17 protein-coding genes are annotated in these 17400 nt (G+C 51.6%); 10 read left to right on the top strand and 7 right to left on the bottom strand.

The genetic code is table 11. The features are described from left to right. Window positions 1–2: 2 nt before the first annotated feature. From thiE to ACR02O_RS17935, 4 genes are all read right to left on the bottom strand, one after another. A complete protein-coding gene (gene thiE / locus ACR02O_RS17950) occupies window positions 3–629 on the bottom strand; it encodes a thiamine phosphate synthase (protein WP_494522116.1) in 627 nt (208 codons plus the stop codon). Then, window positions 626–1411, bottom strand: a complete 786-nt coding sequence (gene thiD / locus ACR02O_RS17945; protein WP_494522115.1) for a bifunctional hydroxymethylpyrimidine kinase/phosphomethylpyrimidine kinase — start codon at window positions 1409–1411, stop codon at window positions 626–628. Before thiD ends, thiE begins: the two co-directional genes overlap by 4 nt. Further along, window positions 1408–3363: a BRCT domain-containing protein gene (locus ACR02O_RS17940; protein WP_494522114.1), complete on the bottom strand. Its 1956-nt coding sequence runs from the start codon at window positions 3361–3363 to the stop codon at window positions 1408–1410. Before ACR02O_RS17940 ends, thiD begins: the two co-directional genes overlap by 4 nt. 194 nt (window positions 3364–3557) lie before the next feature. Then, window positions 3558–4070 (bottom strand): transcriptional repressor, encoded by a 513-nt coding sequence (locus tag ACR02O_RS17935; protein WP_240348259.1) that lies wholly within the window; start codon window positions 4068–4070, stop codon window positions 3558–3560. Between the two features lie 197 nt (window positions 4071–4267). Here ACR02O_RS17935 and ACR02O_RS17930 point away from each other — a divergent pair, with 197 nt between their 5' ends. Beyond that, the gene (locus tag ACR02O_RS17930; RefSeq protein WP_216614699.1) at window positions 4268–5503 is read left to right on the top strand and encodes a diguanylate cyclase domain-containing protein; all 1236 of its coding nucleotides are present in this window, start codon (window positions 4268–4270) and stop codon (window positions 5501–5503) included. 44 nt (window positions 5504–5547) lie between these two features. Here the strand turns inward: ACR02O_RS17930 and ppdK are convergent, their stop codons facing one another. Further along, entirely contained in the window at window positions 5548–8286 is a 2739-nt protein-coding gene (ppdK, locus tag ACR02O_RS17925) for a pyruvate, phosphate dikinase (protein WP_494522113.1), read from the bottom strand. Window positions 8287–8429: 143 nt separating this feature from the next. On the opposite strand from ppdK, the gene ACR02O_RS17920 reads away from it, so the two are divergent. Further along, complete coding sequence (locus ACR02O_RS17920) at window positions 8430–9611, top strand: BaiN/RdsA family NAD(P)/FAD-dependent oxidoreductase (protein ID WP_205453847.1); 1182 nt, start codon at window positions 8430–8432, stop codon at window positions 9609–9611. A 14-nt stretch (window positions 9612–9625) separates the two neighbouring features. Here the strand turns inward: ACR02O_RS17920 and ACR02O_RS17915 are convergent, their stop codons facing one another. Beyond that, complete coding sequence (locus ACR02O_RS17915) at window positions 9626–10171, bottom strand: flavodoxin (RefSeq protein ID WP_171694752.1); 546 nt, start codon at window positions 10169–10171, stop codon at window positions 9626–9628. Window positions 10172–10599: 428 nt separating this feature from the next. Here ACR02O_RS17915 and ACR02O_RS17910 point away from each other — a divergent pair, with 428 nt between their 5' ends. From ACR02O_RS17910 to queA, 8 genes are all read left to right on the top strand, one after another. Continuing rightward, window positions 10600–11907 (top strand): citrate synthase, encoded by a 1308-nt coding sequence (locus ACR02O_RS17910; protein ID WP_415878691.1) that lies wholly within the window; start codon window positions 10600–10602, stop codon window positions 11905–11907. Between the two features lie 3 nt (window positions 11908–11910). Further along, window positions 11911–12102 (top strand): DUF1674 domain-containing protein, encoded by a 192-nt coding sequence (locus ACR02O_RS17905; RefSeq protein WP_494522112.1) that lies wholly within the window; start codon window positions 11911–11913, stop codon window positions 12100–12102. A 38-nt stretch (window positions 12103–12140) separates the two neighbouring features. After that, complete coding sequence (sdhC, locus tag ACR02O_RS17900) at window positions 12141–12512, top strand: succinate dehydrogenase, cytochrome b556 subunit (protein ID WP_415878689.1); 372 nt, start codon at window positions 12141–12143, stop codon at window positions 12510–12512. A 13-nt stretch (window positions 12513–12525) separates the two neighbouring features. Further along, window positions 12526–12906 carry a succinate dehydrogenase, hydrophobic membrane anchor protein gene (sdhD, locus tag ACR02O_RS17895; RefSeq protein ID WP_171694755.1) on the top strand — a complete coding sequence of 127 codons (381 nt, stop codon included), beginning with the start codon at window positions 12526–12528 and terminating at the stop codon, window positions 12904–12906. A gap of 3 nt (window positions 12907–12909) precedes the next feature. Further along, complete coding sequence (sdhA, locus tag ACR02O_RS17890) at window positions 12910–14694, top strand: succinate dehydrogenase flavoprotein subunit (protein ID WP_415878688.1); 1785 nt, start codon at window positions 12910–12912, stop codon at window positions 14692–14694. Then, window positions 14694–15476 carry a succinate dehydrogenase iron-sulfur subunit gene (locus tag ACR02O_RS17885; RefSeq protein WP_240348263.1) on the top strand — a complete coding sequence of 261 codons (783 nt, stop codon included), beginning with the start codon at window positions 14694–14696 and terminating at the stop codon, window positions 15474–15476. The genes sdhA and ACR02O_RS17885 overlap by 1 nt, the downstream gene beginning before the upstream one ends. Beyond that, complete coding sequence (locus tag ACR02O_RS17880) at window positions 15473–15715, top strand: FAD assembly factor SdhE (protein ID WP_415878687.1); 243 nt, start codon at window positions 15473–15475, stop codon at window positions 15713–15715. The genes ACR02O_RS17885 and ACR02O_RS17880 overlap by 4 nt, the downstream gene beginning before the upstream one ends. 149 nt (window positions 15716–15864) lie before the next feature. Further along, window positions 15865–16884: a tRNA preQ1(34) S-adenosylmethionine ribosyltransferase-isomerase QueA gene (gene queA / locus ACR02O_RS17875; protein ID WP_458139433.1), complete on the top strand. Its 1020-nt coding sequence runs from the start codon at window positions 15865–15867 to the stop codon at window positions 16882–16884. A gap of 20 nt (window positions 16885–16904) precedes the next feature. On the opposite strand, the gene ACR02O_RS17870 is transcribed toward queA, so the two are convergent. Then, on the bottom strand, window positions 16905–17366 hold the full coding sequence (locus ACR02O_RS17870) for a type IV pilin protein (protein WP_084153333.1): 462 nt from the start codon (window positions 17364–17366) through the stop codon (window positions 16905–16907). Window positions 17367–17400: the final 34 nt, after the last annotated feature.

Genomic DNA, 17400 nt, shown 5'->3' with positions numbered 1-17400 from the left:
ATTTACTCCGCTTGAGGGTTGAATAAGGCTTGATAGGCGCGCGCGGCCGCTTCCGGTTCATGGTCAAATACGCCGCCTATCACCGCCAATAAGTCTGCGCCCGCCGCCAATAAAGTTCCACCGTTTTCCGGCAGAATGCCGCCGATGGCGACTATTGGCACATTTATAAATTGTTTGGCGCGATGCAGGCTGATAATGTCGGCGGGGGCGGCCAACGGTTTTGAACCGGACGGGAAGAAGCGGCCGAATGCGACGTAGTCGGCGCCGGCAGCGGCCATGTTCTGGGCTTTGTCCACATCGTTATAACACGATACCCCAATGATGGCGTCCGGACCCAACAGGCGCCGCGCTGCAGCGATTTCGCCATCGTCGCGACCTAGATGCACACCGTCAGCACCGATACTCATCGCCAACTCGACGCTGTCGTTAATCAACAGGGGGGCATCGTAAGCGTGGCAAACTTCCAACAAAAGCCTCGCTAATTGCGGCGCATCCAGCGGATTTTTGTCGCGGTATTGAATCACTCTGGCACCGCCGCGCAAGGCCGCTTCGACGTCTTTTACAATTTGGGAAATCGTTTTGTTTTCGGGCTGGGTGATGGCGTACAAACCGTGACGCGGAAATTTCATGCTTCTACCCAAAACAGCCGGTCGGGGTTGTATTGACCTTGTCCCGGACGGTAGGCGGCGGCCAGCGACTGCCAAGTAAATTCCTGAGCTTCGCTGACGGCGGTAAATACATCCAGACCTTGCGCCAGCAGCGCGGCGCTGGCGCTGGCCAGCGTGCAGCCCGAGCCGTGATAGCTGTGCGGCAGACGTTCCCAGTTAAAGGTTTCATTGAGATTGTCGGGCATATACAAACGGTTATGTACCAGTTCCGAGCTTTCGTGGGTGCCGGTGATTAGCACGTATTCGGCGCCTTTGCCCTGCAAGAAACGGCCGCAGTCGCCCAAATCGTTTTGCCCGGACAGACGGCGGGCTTCCTCGCTGTTGGGCGTCAATAAGGTGGTCAACGGCAGCAGTTGTTCGACGATGACATCAATTAATTGCTGGCCGGCCAATTCGGTGCCGCCGCCCGCCGCCAGTACCGGGTCCAGTACCACCGGAATAGCCGGATGTTGCCGCAAAATTTGCGCAATCGCTTCGGCTACAGCGGCGTCGCCAATCAAACCGATTTTGAATGCGGAGACTTTAAAATCGGCCAACAGGGTTTTTGCCTGAGTGAGAATGTCCTCCGGCTGTTGCGGAATCAGCGTCTTGACGTTGCGGCTGTCCTGTTCGGTTAACGCCGTAATCACACTAGCCGCATGGCATTGGTGGCTATTTATGGCCTCGATGTCGGCTTGCACACCGGCGCCACCGCTGGGATCGTGGCCGGAAAAACAGACTACCACCGGGCGGTTGCGGCTCATAAGCCGTCTCCATTCAGCAAGGCTAGAAACTCTTGTTCGCTGATGACGCTGACGCCTTTCTCGCGAGCGGCGTTGGTTTTATTGGCGCCGACATTGTCGCCAGCGACCAGATAGTCGGTTTTCGCCGACACCGAGCTACCGACTTTAGCGCCTTTGGCTTTGGCTAGTTTGCTCAAGTCGTCGCGGCTGCCGCTGTGTAGGGTGCCGGTGAATACGAGGGTTTTGCCGGCTAGCGGATGGGCGTTGTCGGTAGCTTGGTTTTGCGTTGGTATCAGAGTAAAACCCAGTGACATTAGGCTATCGAACAAGGGTTTGATTTTGCCAAAGCCTTCCGTGATTACCGCGGCGGTTTTTTCCGCAAAGCCCTCGATAGCGACGATGTCCGCTTCGCTGAGATTGAAAATCTCCGGCAACGCATAATGCGCCAACAGCCGTTCGCAGTTGCCTAGGCCCATTCGAAATACGCCGAAGGCCGACAGAAAGCGCCAGTCTTCGATGGCTTCGTTGCGGCTGCGTACTAATTGATCGACCAGATTTTGCGATTGCTTGGGACCGAAGCCCATGCTTTCGAATTCTGCGGCGGTTAAGGCGTAGATTTTGTCGACGCTTCGGATTTCGTTTTCGTAAAGCTTTTTGATGGTCGCAGCCCCGAAGCCGTCGTTGTTTTTCAGCACCCGGAAGAAATGTTCCATGCTGTTGCTGATTTGCGCCGGGCATTCCAGGTTGTTGGGGCAGACTAAATAATCGTTGTCCCAAATCAATTGGTGGCCGCAGCTGGGGCAGGTACTGGGTACTTGCGGCTCGGCGGGACGCAGAACTTCCTCGATTTTGGGGATGACCTCGCCGGAGCGGGCCAAGCGGATCAGCGCGCCAGGGCCTATGCCTTTATCCAGCACCATTTTGTAATGATGGGCGGTGGCTCGGGAAAGCAGGGCGCCGCTAAGGCGGACCGGTTCCAACTCGGCGACCGGGGTGATGCGGCCGGAGCGCGAGGTTTGCGGCGTGACGCCGATGACGGTGACTTCTGCGGTTTCCAGGTTTTCTTTGTAAGCCAGCTGCCAGCGGTGATGGTGGCGGGTGGCGCCCATCGCTTGTTTGAGTTGCTCGTCGACGATTTCCAGAATCACGCCGTCCACGTCGTAATCGAGCTTATGCCAGATGTCTTTGACGATGGTTTCGAAGTTGTCGATCAGGTCCTGCCAGACTCCCTCCCAGCAAGGCAATAAAGCAAACGGATAAAACACCGCCGCATGATCGGCGATGGCGCGTTCGGCGTGCTCGTCCAGTTCCTTTTCCTTGATCACGCTGGCTTGGAAGTTACGGGCGTTGTCGAAATATTCGGCCAGATTGGCGTCGAAATAACTGCGGCTGACCACGATTTCGCCGGCACCCAAGCCGCGTTGGCCTTGATTGGCGACTTGCAAGCCGCGCTCGAATACGCGGGTGATGTCGGTGCCTTTGCGGCCGTCGCCGCGGGTATACAGCATCCGGCCGTCGTCATAGGCGGCGTAACCATCCAACTTGGGCGTGACTTTAAAAGTCAGTTCGGCAAAATTTTTATCCAATTCCAATGCAGCCTTCTCGATACGGCTGGCCCAACGCTCCACTTCTTCGCGGCTATAGGCTTTGTCGGTGGAGAGCATCAGGGTTGGCAGATCGACGGTTTTACCCGCGAAAGCGGGTTCCGGCTCGACTGTGTGCAACAGCGGATGCTCGGGATGACGTCTTTTCAGTTCTGCCAGATAAACGAAGTCGTAATCGGTATCGCTGATGATCGGTTCTCCGCCGCGATACAAAGCGTTGGCAATCTCCAGAAACGTCACTAATTCACTGTCCGTGACGGTATGCAGCAAATCCGCGTGTGTGCACAATTCGCAAAAACGATTCTCACCAAGATCGTTCGAACTTAGCGCGGTCTGCAAAAGAATAGCTTTTTGACTGTCGGTAAACATGCCGGGGATAGATGTGTCGGGTAAGGCGGCGATTATAGAGGATAATATCGCAAAAAAAAGGCGGGAGAGAGAACTCGCCCGCCGAAGCATCTATCTTTCAAGAGGATCATGTCAACGGTAGGAAATCGCGTGACATGGGCTTAATATAAAGTTTTCTAGGGAACAAGCGTTGATCTAGGTCAATATTTGGCGGGTTATTGAATAGCCTGTTCTTCAGCCGTGTTGGTGGCGGGGTGGCAGGTTTTACACAAGCCGTGAATTTCAATGGTTTTACGCTGCGGTACGAAGCCGGCATCGCCAAGTTCTTTGGATAATGCGCTGAGTACCGAAGGCGCGGCGCGCTCCTGAACCGTATGGCACGCGGTGCAGATTAACAGTAGTTGATCGTGTTGGGTGCCGGAGCAGTGGCAGCCGACGAACGCATTTAAACTCTCCACCCGATGAATCAGGCCTTGTTCCAACAGAAAATCCAAGGCCCGGTAGACTGTCGAGGGTTTTGCGGCGTCGTTTACCGGCCTGATTTGATCCAGCAAGTCGTAGGCTTTAACGGCCTTATGACTGTTCCAGATCAGCTCCAAAATCTTATGGCGGATGGGGGTCAGTTGTACGCCGCGCGTCAAGCAAAGTTGTTCGGCTACACTTATCGCCCTGTGGATGCATACGTTATGGTCATGCTCTGGTGCCGGGAAAATTGCTTGGTCGGTCATTTTGCAAAGGGTGATTGGGTTCATTCATTTTGTGGATGCGGTAAGTTATAGTGCCAGCATAAACAACCCATTTCAAATCGGATTACCAAATAAATTTTGTGTGTTTTTAAGGCGCGCGGTTAAGCGCCATAGTATGGTTGTTTGGCGGTTTCTCGGCGGACTTTTGCGAGCGGCTATAAGTAATTTTGAGGCAATAAATGAGAAGGATTACATTCCTGGTTTATGCAGTGCTATGGATTTTGTTGATTAGCCTGAACCTTTACCAGCAAGTCACGGATACCAAACAGTACGCGCAAAAAATTGCCACGCGGCAGGCAGAGATGTTTTTCGATCACATCGTATTGATCAGAAAATGGAATGCGTTGCACGGCGGCGTTTACGTGCCTATCACCGAGAGTACTCAGCCCAATCCTTACCTGGAAGTTCCTCATCGCGATGTAGAGACCACCGATGGCAAGCACCTGACTTTAATTAATCCAGCTTATATGACTCGGCAGCTCTCGGAAATGGGTGACGAATCGGATATTGCCTTTCATATTACCGGTTTTAATCCGATTCGCCCGGAAAATCGGCCGGACCAATGGGAAGCAGAGGCATTGTTGGCGTTCCAGCAAGGTCAAAAAAGTGTGAGCAGTATCGGCACTATCAACGGACAGTCTTTTTATCGTTACATGGCGCCGCTGCATGTCGATCAAAGTTGCCTCGTTTGCCATCAGCGGCAAGGCTATAAAGAGGGCGATATTCGCGGCGGTATTAGTGTCAGTATTCCCAGTGCCAGTATCGATGCTTTTGTGAGCGAGCGTCTGGAGCATTTGACAATCACCCATGCAATTGTGGCAGTTATCGGTTTGATCGTATTGCTGTTGTCTTATTTGGCGCAAGCCAGACTAAGCCTGCGCCTGGATAAAGCCAAAAGCCGTATGCAACTGGCGTATCTGGATTCGTTGACCTTGCTACCCAATCGCCGTTACTACGATGCCTTTGTAAAAAGGGAGTGGAAGCGCGCCTTGCGGCATAAATATCCTATCTCGATGATCATGATAGACATCGATTTCTTCAAGCTATACAACGACAATCTCGGACATATCGAGGGCGATCATTGTTTGCGGCAAGTGGCTAAAACCTTGAAGCGTTTCTTTAGAAGGCCGGGCGATTTGATTGCACGTTACGGTGGCGAAGAGTTTTGCGTGGTCGCGGCCTGCGATGCCGAACAAATCATGGTGTTGGCCGAAATTCTGCGTAAAGCCGTCGAGAATATGCGTCTGCCGCATCCGGCTTCCAAAATTTCCGAATTTGTGACTATCAGTCTTGGCGTTGCCAGTATCGTTCCGAGTGACGACCTGTCTTTCGAAAGCCTGCTGCACGCTGCGGATCAGGCGCTATACGATGCCAAGGCCACCGGTAGAAACCGGGTTGGCAAACGCCGGGTTTGAAACGATGGCCAGGGCCGGTGTTTGACCGGCCCTGGCCATGTCAGTTACGAATATTTTTCCAATAGTTTGGCATGAGCGGCTGCCAAGCGAGCCACGGGAATGCGCGGCGCGGAACACGATACATAGTTCAAGCCTAGGTCGTGAACGAATTTAATCGAACGCGGATGGCCGCCGTGTTCGCCGCAAATGCCTATTTTCAAATCCGGGCGCTGCTGACGACCCAGTTCCACGGCCATTTTCATCAGTTTGCCCAAGCCCTCAATATCCAGCGTTTCGAAGGGGTTGTCTTCCAGCAGGCCTGATTCTTCGTACAGCGGTAAGAATTTGTTCTCGGCATCCTCGCGGGAGAACGAGAACGTGGCCTGGGTTAAATCGTTGGTGCCGAATGAAAAGAAAGCAGCCGTCGCGGCCAGACGGTCGGCACGGGTACATGCCCGCACTGTTTCAATCATTGTGCCGAACTTGAAGTTGAGCTTGAGTTTGTATTGCGCTTCCACTTCAGCTTGAATCTCGTCGACATAGGTTTTCACGGTTTTCAATTCCTGTGCGGTGATCACCTGCGGCACCATGATTTCCGGTTCGACCGGAATCCGTTGTTTCACGCACAATGCCGCCGCTTCCAGAATTGAACGGATCTGCATTTTGTAGATTTCCGGATAGCTCATACCCAGCCTGACGCCGCGATGACCCAGCATTGGGTTAACTTCGTACAGCTCCAGCACTTTGTCCAGCATCATTTGTTTTTTGCTGATTGCTTCTAAAATCACGTCTTCGTTGAGCATATTGAACGGTGCCGGCATTTCCGCCGGGTGCGCCAGCGTATCCAGCGTGACCCGTTGGCCTTTGACGATGGTCAGGTAGTGTTTCAGCGCATCCAGCTCATCAATCAATTGGTGCTCATTGGGCAAAAACTCGTGCATAGGCGGATCCAGCAAACGCACGGTAACCGGGTGCGGCGACATGGCTTCGAACAACTGTTGGAAGTCATCGCGTTGAATCGGGAACAGTTTGGCTAAAGCCGCCTCGCGTTCTTCGGTGTTGTGCGCCAGAATCATGTCTACCACTAAGGGTAAACGGTCGGCGGCGTTAAACATGCGTTCGGTACGGCACAAACCGACACCTTTGGCGCCGTAGCTGATCGCCAGTCTCGCGGTTTCCGGCGTGTCGACATTAGCATGCACACGCAAGCGGGCTATGCTGTCGGCCCAGCCCAGCAAGGTTTTTAATTCCTCAGAGAATGAGGGCGGAATGGTGGGGATCCGGCCCAAATAGATATTGCCGTTGCTGCCGTCTATCGTAATCAGGTCGCCTTCCTTGATATGGATGTCGCCGACGATAGCCAAGCGGGCGCGGACATCGACTTTGATGTCTTCAGCCCCAGCCACGCAGGCTTTACCCATGCCGCGCGCCACCACCGCAGCGTGCGAGGTTTTGCCGCCGCGGCTGGTTAAGATGCCTTGTGCAGCGAAAAAGCCGTGGATGTCTTCCGGTTTGGTTTCTTCGCGTAGCAAAATCAAGTCTTGGCCGGTTTTACCCAGTCGAACGGCGGTGTCCGCGTCGAATACGCAATGGCCACACGCGGCGCCGGGGGAAGCCGGCAGGCCTTGGGCAATGGCTTTGACCTCGTGATTGGGGGCCAATTGCGGATGCAGCAATTGTTCCAGCATGTCGGGATTGATCCGCAGCAGCGCTTGTTCTTTGCTTATCAGGCCTTCCGCCACCATATCGATGGAGGTTTTCACCATCGCGGTCGCGTTCATTTTGCCGTTTCGGGTTTGCAAACAATACAGAATGCCGCGCTCTATGGTGTACTCGTAATCCTGCACTTCGTGATAATGCGCTTCCAGTTTATTGCGCAGCTCCACCAGTTGCCGGTATTGCTCGGGCATTTCCTTCGCCATTTCATGGACCGGTTTGGGGGTACGAATGCCGGCGACCACGTCTTCGCCTTGGGCGTTGACCAGGTATTCGCCGTACATCTCGTTGACACCTGTGCCGGGATTACGAGTGAAACCGACGCCGGTGGCGCAGTCGTCGCCCATATTGCCGAATACCATGGTGACGATATTGACGGCGGTGCCGTTGGCAATGTCCGGGGTGATGTGAAACTCGCGGCGGTAATCGACCGCACGTTTTCCCAGCCAGGAGTTAAAGACCGCACGAATGGCGATTTCCAATTGTTGGTAAACGTCTTCCGGAAATGGCCGGCCGGTTTCTTCGTGGACGACGGTCAGGAACAGTTCGCTGATTTCCTGTAGTTGGTCGGCAGTCAATGCCACGTCGGCTTTGATGCCGGCTGCACGCTTGACGTTGTTGAAATGGACGTCGAATTTTTCGTCGTCGATACCCAGCGCTACCTTGCCGAATAATTGGATGAAGCGGCGATAGGCATCGTAAGCAAAGCGCGGGTCGTCGGTCATTTCGATCAAGCCGGCCAGGGTTTGCTTGTTCAAGCCCAAGTTCAGAATGGTGTCCATCATGCCCGGCATCGAGATGGCCGAGCCGGAACGTACCGAAACCAGTAGCGGGTCGTTGGCGCCGCCAAACGATTTACCGCTCAGTTGCTCGATTTCGGCGATTTGCTGACGAACTTCATCCATCAGATCGACGGGTAACTGTTTGTTTTCCAGGTAAGTCAGACAGGTTTGGGTAGTGATGACAAAGCCTGGCGGTACGTTAAAGCCCATTTGCGTCATTTCGCACAGGTTTGCGCCTTTGCCGCCCAGTAATGCCTTGTTTTTGCCGTCGCCCGTATTGAATGAATAGCTGTATTTTGGAGTCATTATGGCCTTGTCGAAGTGTTGAAGTTAAATGATGGCTGCGGGAAACGCCTTGAGTAGCTTGTCGGCGTCTCGTGATGCCGGGTATTGCGGTTAGAATACCCCACTTTTTACCTATTTTTTTGAGTCATTACAAGTTACGCGCCATGGATAAATTTGATGTCATCATCGTCGGAGCCGGCGCGTCCGGCTTAATGTGCGCTATCGAAGCCGCCAAGCGCGGCCGGCGGGTGAAGATAGTGGAACATGCCAACAAGCCGGGCAAAAAGATACTGATGTCCGGTGGCGGCCGTTGCAATTTCACCAACTACAGCATAGCCCCGGAAAATTACATTTCCAATAATCCGCATTTTTGCAAGTCGGCGCTTAGCCGCTTCACGCAGTGGGATTTTTTGAGTTTTGTGCAGCGCCACCAAATACCGTTTCACGAACGCTTGCACGGGCAATTGTTTTGTGACAACAGCGCCAAGGATATTTTGGATGCGCTGTTAAAAGAATGCGGGCAAGTTGGCGTGACGCTGGCGTTAAATTGTCGGGTGGAGCGATTGGAGAAACGCGGCGACGGCGATTTTTTACTGCACACCAGTAGCAGTGTGATGTCTGCATCAGCCTTGGTCATTGCCAGCGGCGGCTTATCGATACCGAAAATGGGCGCCACGCCGTTTGGTTATAAAGTCGCGGAACAATTCGGCATCAAAGTTTGGCCGACCCGAGCCGGTTTGGTGCCGTTAACGCTGCAACCGGAGGACTCACAGCGCTTTACCCCGCTGACCGGTATCGCCGTGCCTTGCCGGGTAAGCAATCATCAGCAGTCGTTCAAAGAAAATATTTTATTCACCCATCGAGGTTTAAGTGGGCCGGCAATCCTGCAAATTTCCTCGTATTGGCATCCCGGCGAAGCGCTGCATGTGGACTTATTGCCGGATATGGATCTGGCGGAGATATTGAAAGAAAAGCGGCGGCAAGGTAGCAAGTTAAAAATCCAAAATTTACTGGCCGACTACTTACCCAAACGCTTGTTACAAGCCTTATTGGACGAGCGGCAGCTAGATATTACCGTCGCCAATTGCGCGGACAAAGATCTGAACGTGATCGCGGAAAATCTGCACCACTGGACGATCAAACCCAATGCCACCGAAGGCTATCGTACTGCCGAAGTAACCGTGGGGGGCGTGGATTGCGATGCGATTTCCTCGAAAACCATGCAGAGCTTGCAAGTGTCGGGGTTGTATTTTGTTGGGGAAGTGTTGGATGTCACCGGGTGGCTGGGCGGATATAACTTTCAGTGGGCTTGGGCCTCGGGGTGGTGTGCGGGGCAATATGTTTGAGGGTAGCAGTACAATCAATTCAGTTTTTCCAGCAAAGCCGGCTTTACCAAGTCAAGCCAATCCAGAATTCGGGTTTTGGTCAATTCGGGTTGGTTGTGATGATCCAGCACCAGGCCGACAAATTTGCCATCGACTACCGAACTGGAGTGGGTAAAGTGATAGCCATCCGTGCTCCAGGCACCGGTCACCTCGGCACCATAAGACCGAACGTGGTGATACAAATGAATTAATGAGCTGGCAAAGCGCGCGTAGTATTTTTGTTGGTTACCCAAACCAAACAGGGCAACCCGCTTTCCGGATAAATCCGCCTCATCCAGGCGGAATAAAAACTCTTCCCAGTTGCCTTCTTCGCTGCCGGTGGTTCTGCCGGGTATTTCGCCGACGCCGTAACTGGGCATTCCCAAAATCAAGGCTTTGTAACCAAGCAGTTCCGTTACTGTTGCTTGATTAACATTCACCGGTTCGCTGGCAATTTCGTCGCCCAAAACTCGGTACATGACCTGCGCCATCATCGCTGTCATACCTTTCTCGGTGCCGTAGAAAATTCCAATCTTGTTCATTGTTAAATCTCCATCGAATTGTCTACAAGCAGCAAAGCAAAATTTAAACCATCGGTAATCTTGGGTTCTGAGTTCTCGCTAAGTCGGTAACTTCAACGCTTTGCGGTAGACTGCCCAGTGGAAAGGGGCGAAACAGTGACTAACGTATTTGGTTATCTTTGTAACAATGAAACAGACACTCTGTCCGTTGCTTACAAAATCTGACAGAAATGTTGCTGTGTTTGGCTGATGCATAACGCTTTTTCTGAATTAGACGGTTTTTTATCAACCAGCCGAACAATGGCTTGAACCTTTCTGGGTATAGGCGGTAATCATTAATGGCTTAATCTTGAAATGGTTCATGGCACAAGCGGTTGGCCTAATCACATTCGCTGTGTGATAATCGAATTCAACTGCTAAGCTTCTGCTAACAGAAAACTGAGGAAACCATGTCAAACGATACTTTACTGGTCAGGCACAACGCCACCGGAAAAGAAGTTGAATATCCGTTGTTGAAGGGGTCTTTGGGTGCAGATACTGTCGATATTCGCTCTTTAAACAAAGATCTTGGGTGTTTTACTTACGATCCGGGCTTTATTGCCACGGCTGCTTGCAAAAGCAAAATTACATACATTGATGGTGATAACGGGATTTTGTTGTATCGCGGTTATCCCATCGAGCAATTAGCGGAAAACTGCGAATTTACTGAAGTTGCCTATTTGCTGATGAATGGCGAACTGCCCAATGCGGAGCAGTTGCGTGATTTTAATGAGGAAGTCAGCGATAGGGCCATCATCCATGAAGCTTTGCGCAAATTTTTTGATGGTTTCCATTACGATGCCCATCCTATGGCGATGTTGGTGGGGGTGGTGGGGTCCTTGTCGGCGTTTTATCACAGTGATTTGAACATTAAAGATCCTGCCAGTCGCATGATCTGCGCGACCCGGCTAATAGGCAAGATGCCCACCATTGCCGCAGCGTCATACCGGCATTCCATCGGTCGACCTTTTGTTTACCCCCGTATGGATCTGAGTTATTGCGAGAACTTCCTGAATATGATGTTCTCTCGTTCCTCGCAAAACTATATCGATCAAGAACATTACATCGATCCCAATCTGGTCCAAGCGCTGAATCTGTTGTTTATTCTGCATGCCGACCACGAGCAAAATGCCAGTACCTCGACGGTGCGCATGGCGGGCAGTACCGGCGCCAATCCTTATGCCTGCGTGGCAGCCGGCATAGCGGCATTGTGGGGACCGGCTCACGGCGGCGCCAACGAAGCGGTTTTGAATATGTTGGCGCAAATCGGTAGCGTCGAAAACGTCCCCAAATATATCGCCAAAGCCAAGGATCACGACGACCCGTTCCGTTTAATGGGCTTTGGGCACCGGGTTTATAAAAACTTCGATCCGCGCGCTACCATCATCCGCAAAACCTGCTACGAGGTGTTGAGCAGAACCAACACCAACGATCCTCTGTTTGAACTGGCCTTGGCCTTGGAAGAATATGCGTTGAAAGACGAGTATTTCATCGAGAAAAAACTCTACCCCAATGTCGATTTCTATTCCGGCATTATCTATAAAGCCCTGCACATCCCCGTCGAAATGTTCACTGTGATGTTTGCGATAGCCCGAACCGCCGGCTGGATTTCACATTGGCTGGAGATGATGGAAGAGCCGGCTACGCCGATCAGCAGGCCGAGACAGTTATACGTCGGGCCCCCGCTCCGTGACTATACCGCTGTGAATAATCGCTAAATTATGCAGAAAATCGACATGAAGTCAGCACAAACCAATACGCAAGAACCGCCTGAGAACGCCAAGACAGAAGCCGAGAAGACGCCGTCTGCGGAGCAAGATCCTGCCATTCCGACAGAAATTAATGGCCCGAAAGGGCCGGAGCCTACTCGCTTTGGCGATTGGGAACGCAAAGGCCGTTGCGTCGATTTCTAACAAAAAATTATTTTTCAACTTTAAATACAGGGTAAATCATGTCAGCAAACAGACCACTTTCGCCCCATCTGCAAGTTTATCGATTGCCCTTAACCGGCTTGGTGTCAATCACCCACCGCATGACCGGGGTGTTCCTTTCCATGGGCCTGGTGCTATTTGTCTATGTGCTGTTCGCCATTGCCGCTGGTGAAGGTGCGTATGTCGCCATGCAGGCCTTTATGTCCTACTGGTTGTTTAAACTGGTGTATTGGGGCTTTATTTATGCGTTATTTTTTCATTTGGTGCACGGTATTCGCCATCTGATTTGGGATTTTTGCAAAACCTTCGAACGCATGACACTGGACAAATATGCAGTTTACGAGCTGATTGCTTCGGCGTCGTTGACATTGATTACCTTTGTGGTTTCTTAAAGGAGGGCTGGTTATGGATTACAAAGCAACATTGGAAAAAGCCGCTGATTTTTTCTCGGTACATAGCGGCTCGGGTCATTTCTGGTATCAGCGCGTCACCGCTGTGGCCTTGGTGCCATTGTCTATTTGGTTGATTGTGCTACTAAACAAGGCTCTAAATGCGCCGTATGCGGATACCGTGGATTGGTTGTCTTCACCATTTAACACCCTGGCGATTATCGCCTGGACCGTGGCAGTGGTTTATCACGCCGCGTTGGGTGTGCAGGTGGTGATCGAAGATTATGTGTCGACTATTCCGGTAAGAAACTTGGCAATACGTGCCACCAATCTGATTTTTTTAGTTTTGGGTGTCGCGGCATTGCTCGCGATTATCATCATCTTTTTCGCAAGGTAACTCATGGCCTCAGCATATAACATCATCGAACACCAACATGACGTTGTGGTGGTTGGCGCCGGCGGGGCCGGTTTGCGGGCTACTTTTGGTATGGTGGAAAAAGGTCTGAAAACCGCCTGTATCAGTAAAGTGTTTCCTACCCGCAGTCACACCGTCGCAGCACAGGGTGGTATAAGCGCCGCGCTCGGCAATATGGGTGAGGATGACTGGCGTTTTCACATGTATGACACCGTAAAAGGTTCGGATTGGCTGGGCGATCAAGATGCGATCGAGTACATGTGCCGGGAAGCGATTCCGGCCATCATCGAGTTGGAACATTACGGCGTACCGTTTTCCAGGACCGCAGAAGGTAAAATTTACCAGCGGGCTTTTGGTGGTATGTCTACGCATTTCGGTAAAGGCCAGGCGCAAAGAACCTGCGCAGCAGCCGACGTAACCGGTCATGCCATTTTGCATACCCTGTACCAACAGGCTTTAAAACACAAAGCTGAATTCTTCGTCGAGTACATCGCGTTGGATTTGATCATGGAAGAGGGCGAGTGCCGCGGCGTCCTGGCCTGGTGCCTGGATGACGGTTCCATTCACCTGTTTCGCGGCCATCAAACGGTAATGGCAACCGGTGGCTACGGTCGTACCTTTCTATCGTGCACCTCGGCGCACACGGTTACCGGCGACGGCAATGGCATGATCTTGAGAGCGGGTTTGCCTTTACAAGATATGGAGTTCGTGCAATTCCATCCAACCGGTATTTATGGTTCCGGTTGTTTGATGACCGAAGGCGCGCGCGGTGAGGGGGGGTATTTGACCAACTCAGAAGGCGAGCACTTCATGGCGCGTTACGCCCCGCATGCTAAAGACTTGGCGTCTCGCGACGTAGTGAGCCGGGCGATTACGGTCGAGATTAACGAAGGACGCGGCATCGGTCCTAAGAAAGACCATGTGCATTTACATCTAGAGCATCTAGATCCGGCTATCATCCATGAACGCTTGCCCGGCATCACCGAAACCGCCCGAATTTTTGCCGGTGTCGATGCGACGAAACAACCGATTCCGGTTTTACCGACCGTGCATTACAACATGGGCGGCATTCCCACCAACTACAAGGCCGAAGTGGTCACACTGAAAGACGGTAATCCTGATTATGTAGTACCGGGCTTGATGGCTATCGGCGAAACCGCCTGCGTTTCGGTGCATGGCGCCAATCGTTTAGGCTCTAACTCCTTGTTGGATTTAGTGGTATTTGGGCGGGCGGCGGCGATTCGTTGCACAGAGCTGATCAAGCCGGGCATGCCGCATAAGCAGTTGGCAAAAGACGCCACGGATCAAGCATTATCGCGTTTCGATAAAATCCGCCATGCCAACGGTAGCCGTAAAACCGCGGAAATCCGCATGGATATGCAAACGACCATGCAGTCTAAGGCGGCGGTATTCAGAACTGAGGCCACGCTAAACCAGGGTATCAAGGCCATAGGGGAGATTGCTGCATCGTTTGATGATGTCAAAGTGGGTGATAAATCGCTGATTTGGAATACTGATCTGGTGGAAACCCTGGAGCTGGATAATTTGCTCGGCCAGGCTCAGGTTACTATTACTGCTGCCGGTAATCGTCAAGAAAGTCGCGGTGGCCATGCACGCGAGGACTTCCCGAAACGCGATGACAAGAATTGGATGAAGCACACTCTGACCTGGCGGGAAGGCAATAAAGTCAAAATCGACTACCGCCCCGTCCACCTGTATACGCTTACCGACGAAGTCGAAGTCGTTGCGCCTAAAGAGAGGGTTTACTAATGGTTGAATTTACACTGCCCAAAAACTCGGTGATTAAAAAGGGTAAAACCTATAAAGCCGAGGGCGCTACCAACGTCCGCCATTTTGAAGTTTATCGCTGGGATCCGGATTCTGGGGAAAATCCGCGCATCGATACCTATGAGATCGATATGGACCAATGCGGACCGATGGTGCTGGATGCGATTCTGAAAATTAAAAATGAAATCGACAGTAGTCTGACTTTTCGCCGCTCCTGTCGCGAAGGCGTCTGCGGTTCATGCGCGATGAACATCAACGGCAAAAATACGCTGGCATGCACCAAAGCGATTAGCGACTACAAAGGCACCGTGAAAATATTCCCGTTGCCGCATATGTCCGTGGTCAAGGATTTGGTCGCGGATATGACGCATTTCTTCGAACAATATACGTCGATAAAACCCTGGTTAACTGCTGAATCAGAAGCGCCTGCCGAAACCGAACGCCTGCAAAGCAGGGAAGATCGTGCCAAACTCGACGGCCTCTACGAATGCGTACTCTGCGCATGTTGTTCAACCAGTTGCCCAAGTTATTGGTGGAATAGCGATAAATATCTCGGCCCGGCAATCCTGTTGCAAGCCTATCGTTGGTTAGCCGATAGCCGCGATGAAAACGATAAAGAACGTTTGGACGAACTCGATGAGTCGTTTAAATTGTATCGCTGCCACACCATTATGAATTGCACGGATACTTGTCCAAAAGGACTTAACCCCGCCAAGGCGATTGCCGAAATCAAGAAGCTCTTGGTGGAACGCGACCATCTGTGAGCGAAAACATCAATAAGCTGCGCTGGCGTTGCCGGCGCGGTACCCTTGAGCTGGATTTGATGCTGCTCAGGTACTTAGAACATCGTTACCTCTTCGCCGACACTACGGAACAGCAAACGTTTTTGCAAATGTTGGAACTTGAAGATACTGAACTGATGCGATACTTGATGGGTGAACAATTGCCGAGCGAAGAGAATATGAAAAGCTTGGTCTTGGTAATCAGAACTATGCCGGTTTAAGTTTTGCTAAAATCTGGCTGCAAAAGCGATGCTCCTCACCATACAAAATGATCTAACGTATTAAAAAACTTCAAATAAACTCTCCTTTACGTATCTTGCGGCAGATAAAGTCCCAAGATTGTTCAAAAGTCATTTAAAACCTATTCGGAATGAAAAAGAGCGACTTCAATTATCAGTTGCCGGAGCAACTTATTGCCCAGTATCCGCTGCCGGAACGGAGCGCCAGTCGATTGCTGCGTCTGGATAGACAAAGTGCGGCAATTGCAGACTGTCAGTTTGCCGATTTTGTCGACATGATAAGCAGCAACGATTTATTGGTTTTTAACAATACCAAAGTCATGCCTGCTCGCTTGTTCGCGCATAAGTCAAGCGGCGGTAAAGTCGAAATGTTGATCGAGCGAATCGAGGATACTTACACAGCGCTTGCTCATGTTAAAGCAAGTAAGTCGCCAAAGACCGATGCCTTGTTGAGCTTGGAGAATGGCGCGGTATGCAGGGTTATGGGTAGACATAACGATTTATTCAGGCTGCGGTTTGAAACGGAAGCCGGCTTGTTTGCGCTATTGGACGAAGTAGGGCATATTCCGCTGCCGCCCTACATTAGCCGTGTTGACGAAGCAAGTGATTTGGATCGTTATCAAACGGTATTTGCCGAGCAACTGGGTGCCGTGGCTGCACCTACAGCCGGGTTACATTTCGATCAGCCAACTATGGATCGCTTAGATCAAAAAGGCGTAGCGCGCAGTTTTGTGACTTTGCATGTCGGCAGCGGCACATTTCGTCCTGTGCGGGTCGAGGATCTATCCGAACACGTGATGCACAAGGAGTTTTATAGCATCTCGCAAGATTGTGTAGATGCAGTTAATCAGGCGAGGGCCAGGGGAGGCAGAGTTGTGGCTATAGGTACCACTGCGGTAAGAGCTTTGGAGTCAGCCTCACATAGTGGCGTATTGCAGGCTGGATGCGGTGATACTGACTTATTTATCACGCCGGGTTATTCGTTCAAATCTGTAGATGCGTTGCTGACTAACTTTCATTTGCCGGAGTCGACGTTGTTAATGTTGGTTTCGGCATTCGCGGGCTATGACGCAGTCATGAACGCTTATCGCCATGCTATTGAGCAACGCTATCGATTTTTCAGCTATGGCGATGCGATGCTGGTTATTTAAGGATTTTCTGAGGGAAGATTCTATCTGCTCCAGCATGTTGAGGCATCTAATGTTGCGCTCGCTACGGTTTTGCTGCCGGTATTGTCTATTAATAAGGTACCGCATTTGTCACTGGCTTGGGCTCCGGTCGGAACCGCGCTCAAGGTATAGCTGCTAGCACTGGCGCCACTAATAGTTACCGTGTAAAACCCGGCGGTTTCTGTTGGGATCGTATAGATCGATGGTGTCCCGGTATCGCCGGTTGACGATCCACAACCGGTTACCGCAGTTCCTCCAGCAGCGGCGTCACAAAAGGTATTGGCTTCCGTAAAACGTCGCTCCATGGCATTGGTTAGTCCGAGCAATACGCCTTTGACATCCGCTCTTCGCGATTTGCGTACACTCTCTTGATAGCCAGGTATCGCGACGCCTGCAAGTATGCCGATGATGGCCACTGTAACCATTAACTCTATAAGAGTTACGCCTTGTTGTGTTTTGTTCATTTTAATTTTGACCGGTTTGGGTTTTATCGGTTAT

Source organism: Methylomonas sp. PHL2-19 (assembly GCF_059331595.1).
Note: the sequence above shows the minus strand (reverse complement) of the source record. Positions and strands in the feature narration are given on the sequence as shown.

Excerpts from the sequence above, each read along its gene's own strand:
- ACR02O_RS17915 (WP_171694752.1), bottom strand. The coding sequence starts at position 10,171 with ATGAACAAGATTGGAATTTTCTACGGCACCGAGAAAGGTATGACAGCG.
- ACR02O_RS17930 (WP_216614699.1), top strand. The coding sequence starts at position 4,268 with ATGAGAAGGATTACATTCCTGGTTTATGCAGTGCTATGGATTTTGTTG.
- queA (WP_458139433.1), top strand. The coding sequence starts at position 15,865 with ATGAAAAAGAGCGACTTCAATTATCAGTTGCCGGAGCAACTTATTGCC.
- ACR02O_RS17940 (WP_494522114.1), bottom strand. The coding sequence starts at position 3,363 with ATGTTTACCGACAGTCAAAAAGCTATTCTTTTGCAGACCGCGCTAAGT.
- ACR02O_RS17910 (WP_415878691.1), top strand. The coding sequence starts at position 10,600 with ATGTCAAACGATACTTTACTGGTCAGGCACAACGCCACCGGAAAAGAA.
- ACR02O_RS17935 (WP_240348259.1), bottom strand. The coding sequence starts at position 4,070 with ATGACCGACCAAGCAATTTTCCCGGCACCAGAGCATGACCATAACGTA.
- sdhC (WP_415878689.1), top strand. The coding sequence starts at position 12,141 with ATGTCAGCAAACAGACCACTTTCGCCCCATCTGCAAGTTTATCGATTG.
- ACR02O_RS17905 (WP_494522112.1), top strand. The coding sequence starts at position 11,911 with ATGCAGAAAATCGACATGAAGTCAGCACAAACCAATACGCAAGAACCG.
- ACR02O_RS17870 (WP_084153333.1), bottom strand. The coding sequence starts at position 17,366 with ATGAACAAAACACAACAAGGCGTAACTCTTATAGAGTTAATGGTTACA.
- sdhD (WP_171694755.1), top strand. The coding sequence starts at position 12,526 with ATGGATTACAAAGCAACATTGGAAAAAGCCGCTGATTTTTTCTCGGTA.
- ppdK (WP_494522113.1), bottom strand. The coding sequence starts at position 8,286 with ATGACTCCAAAATACAGCTATTCATTCAATACGGGCGACGGCAAAAAC.
- thiD (WP_494522115.1), bottom strand. The coding sequence starts at position 1,411 with ATGAGCCGCAACCGCCCGGTGGTAGTCTGTTTTTCCGGCCACGATCCC.
- thiE (WP_494522116.1), bottom strand. The coding sequence starts at position 629 with ATGAAATTTCCGCGTCACGGTTTGTACGCCATCACCCAGCCCGAAAAC.
- sdhA (WP_415878688.1), top strand. The coding sequence starts at position 12,910 with ATGGCCTCAGCATATAACATCATCGAACACCAACATGACGTTGTGGTG.
- ACR02O_RS17885 (WP_240348263.1), top strand. The coding sequence starts at position 14,694 with ATGGTTGAATTTACACTGCCCAAAAACTCGGTGATTAAAAAGGGTAAA.
- ACR02O_RS17920 (WP_205453847.1), top strand. The coding sequence starts at position 8,430 with ATGGATAAATTTGATGTCATCATCGTCGGAGCCGGCGCGTCCGGCTTA.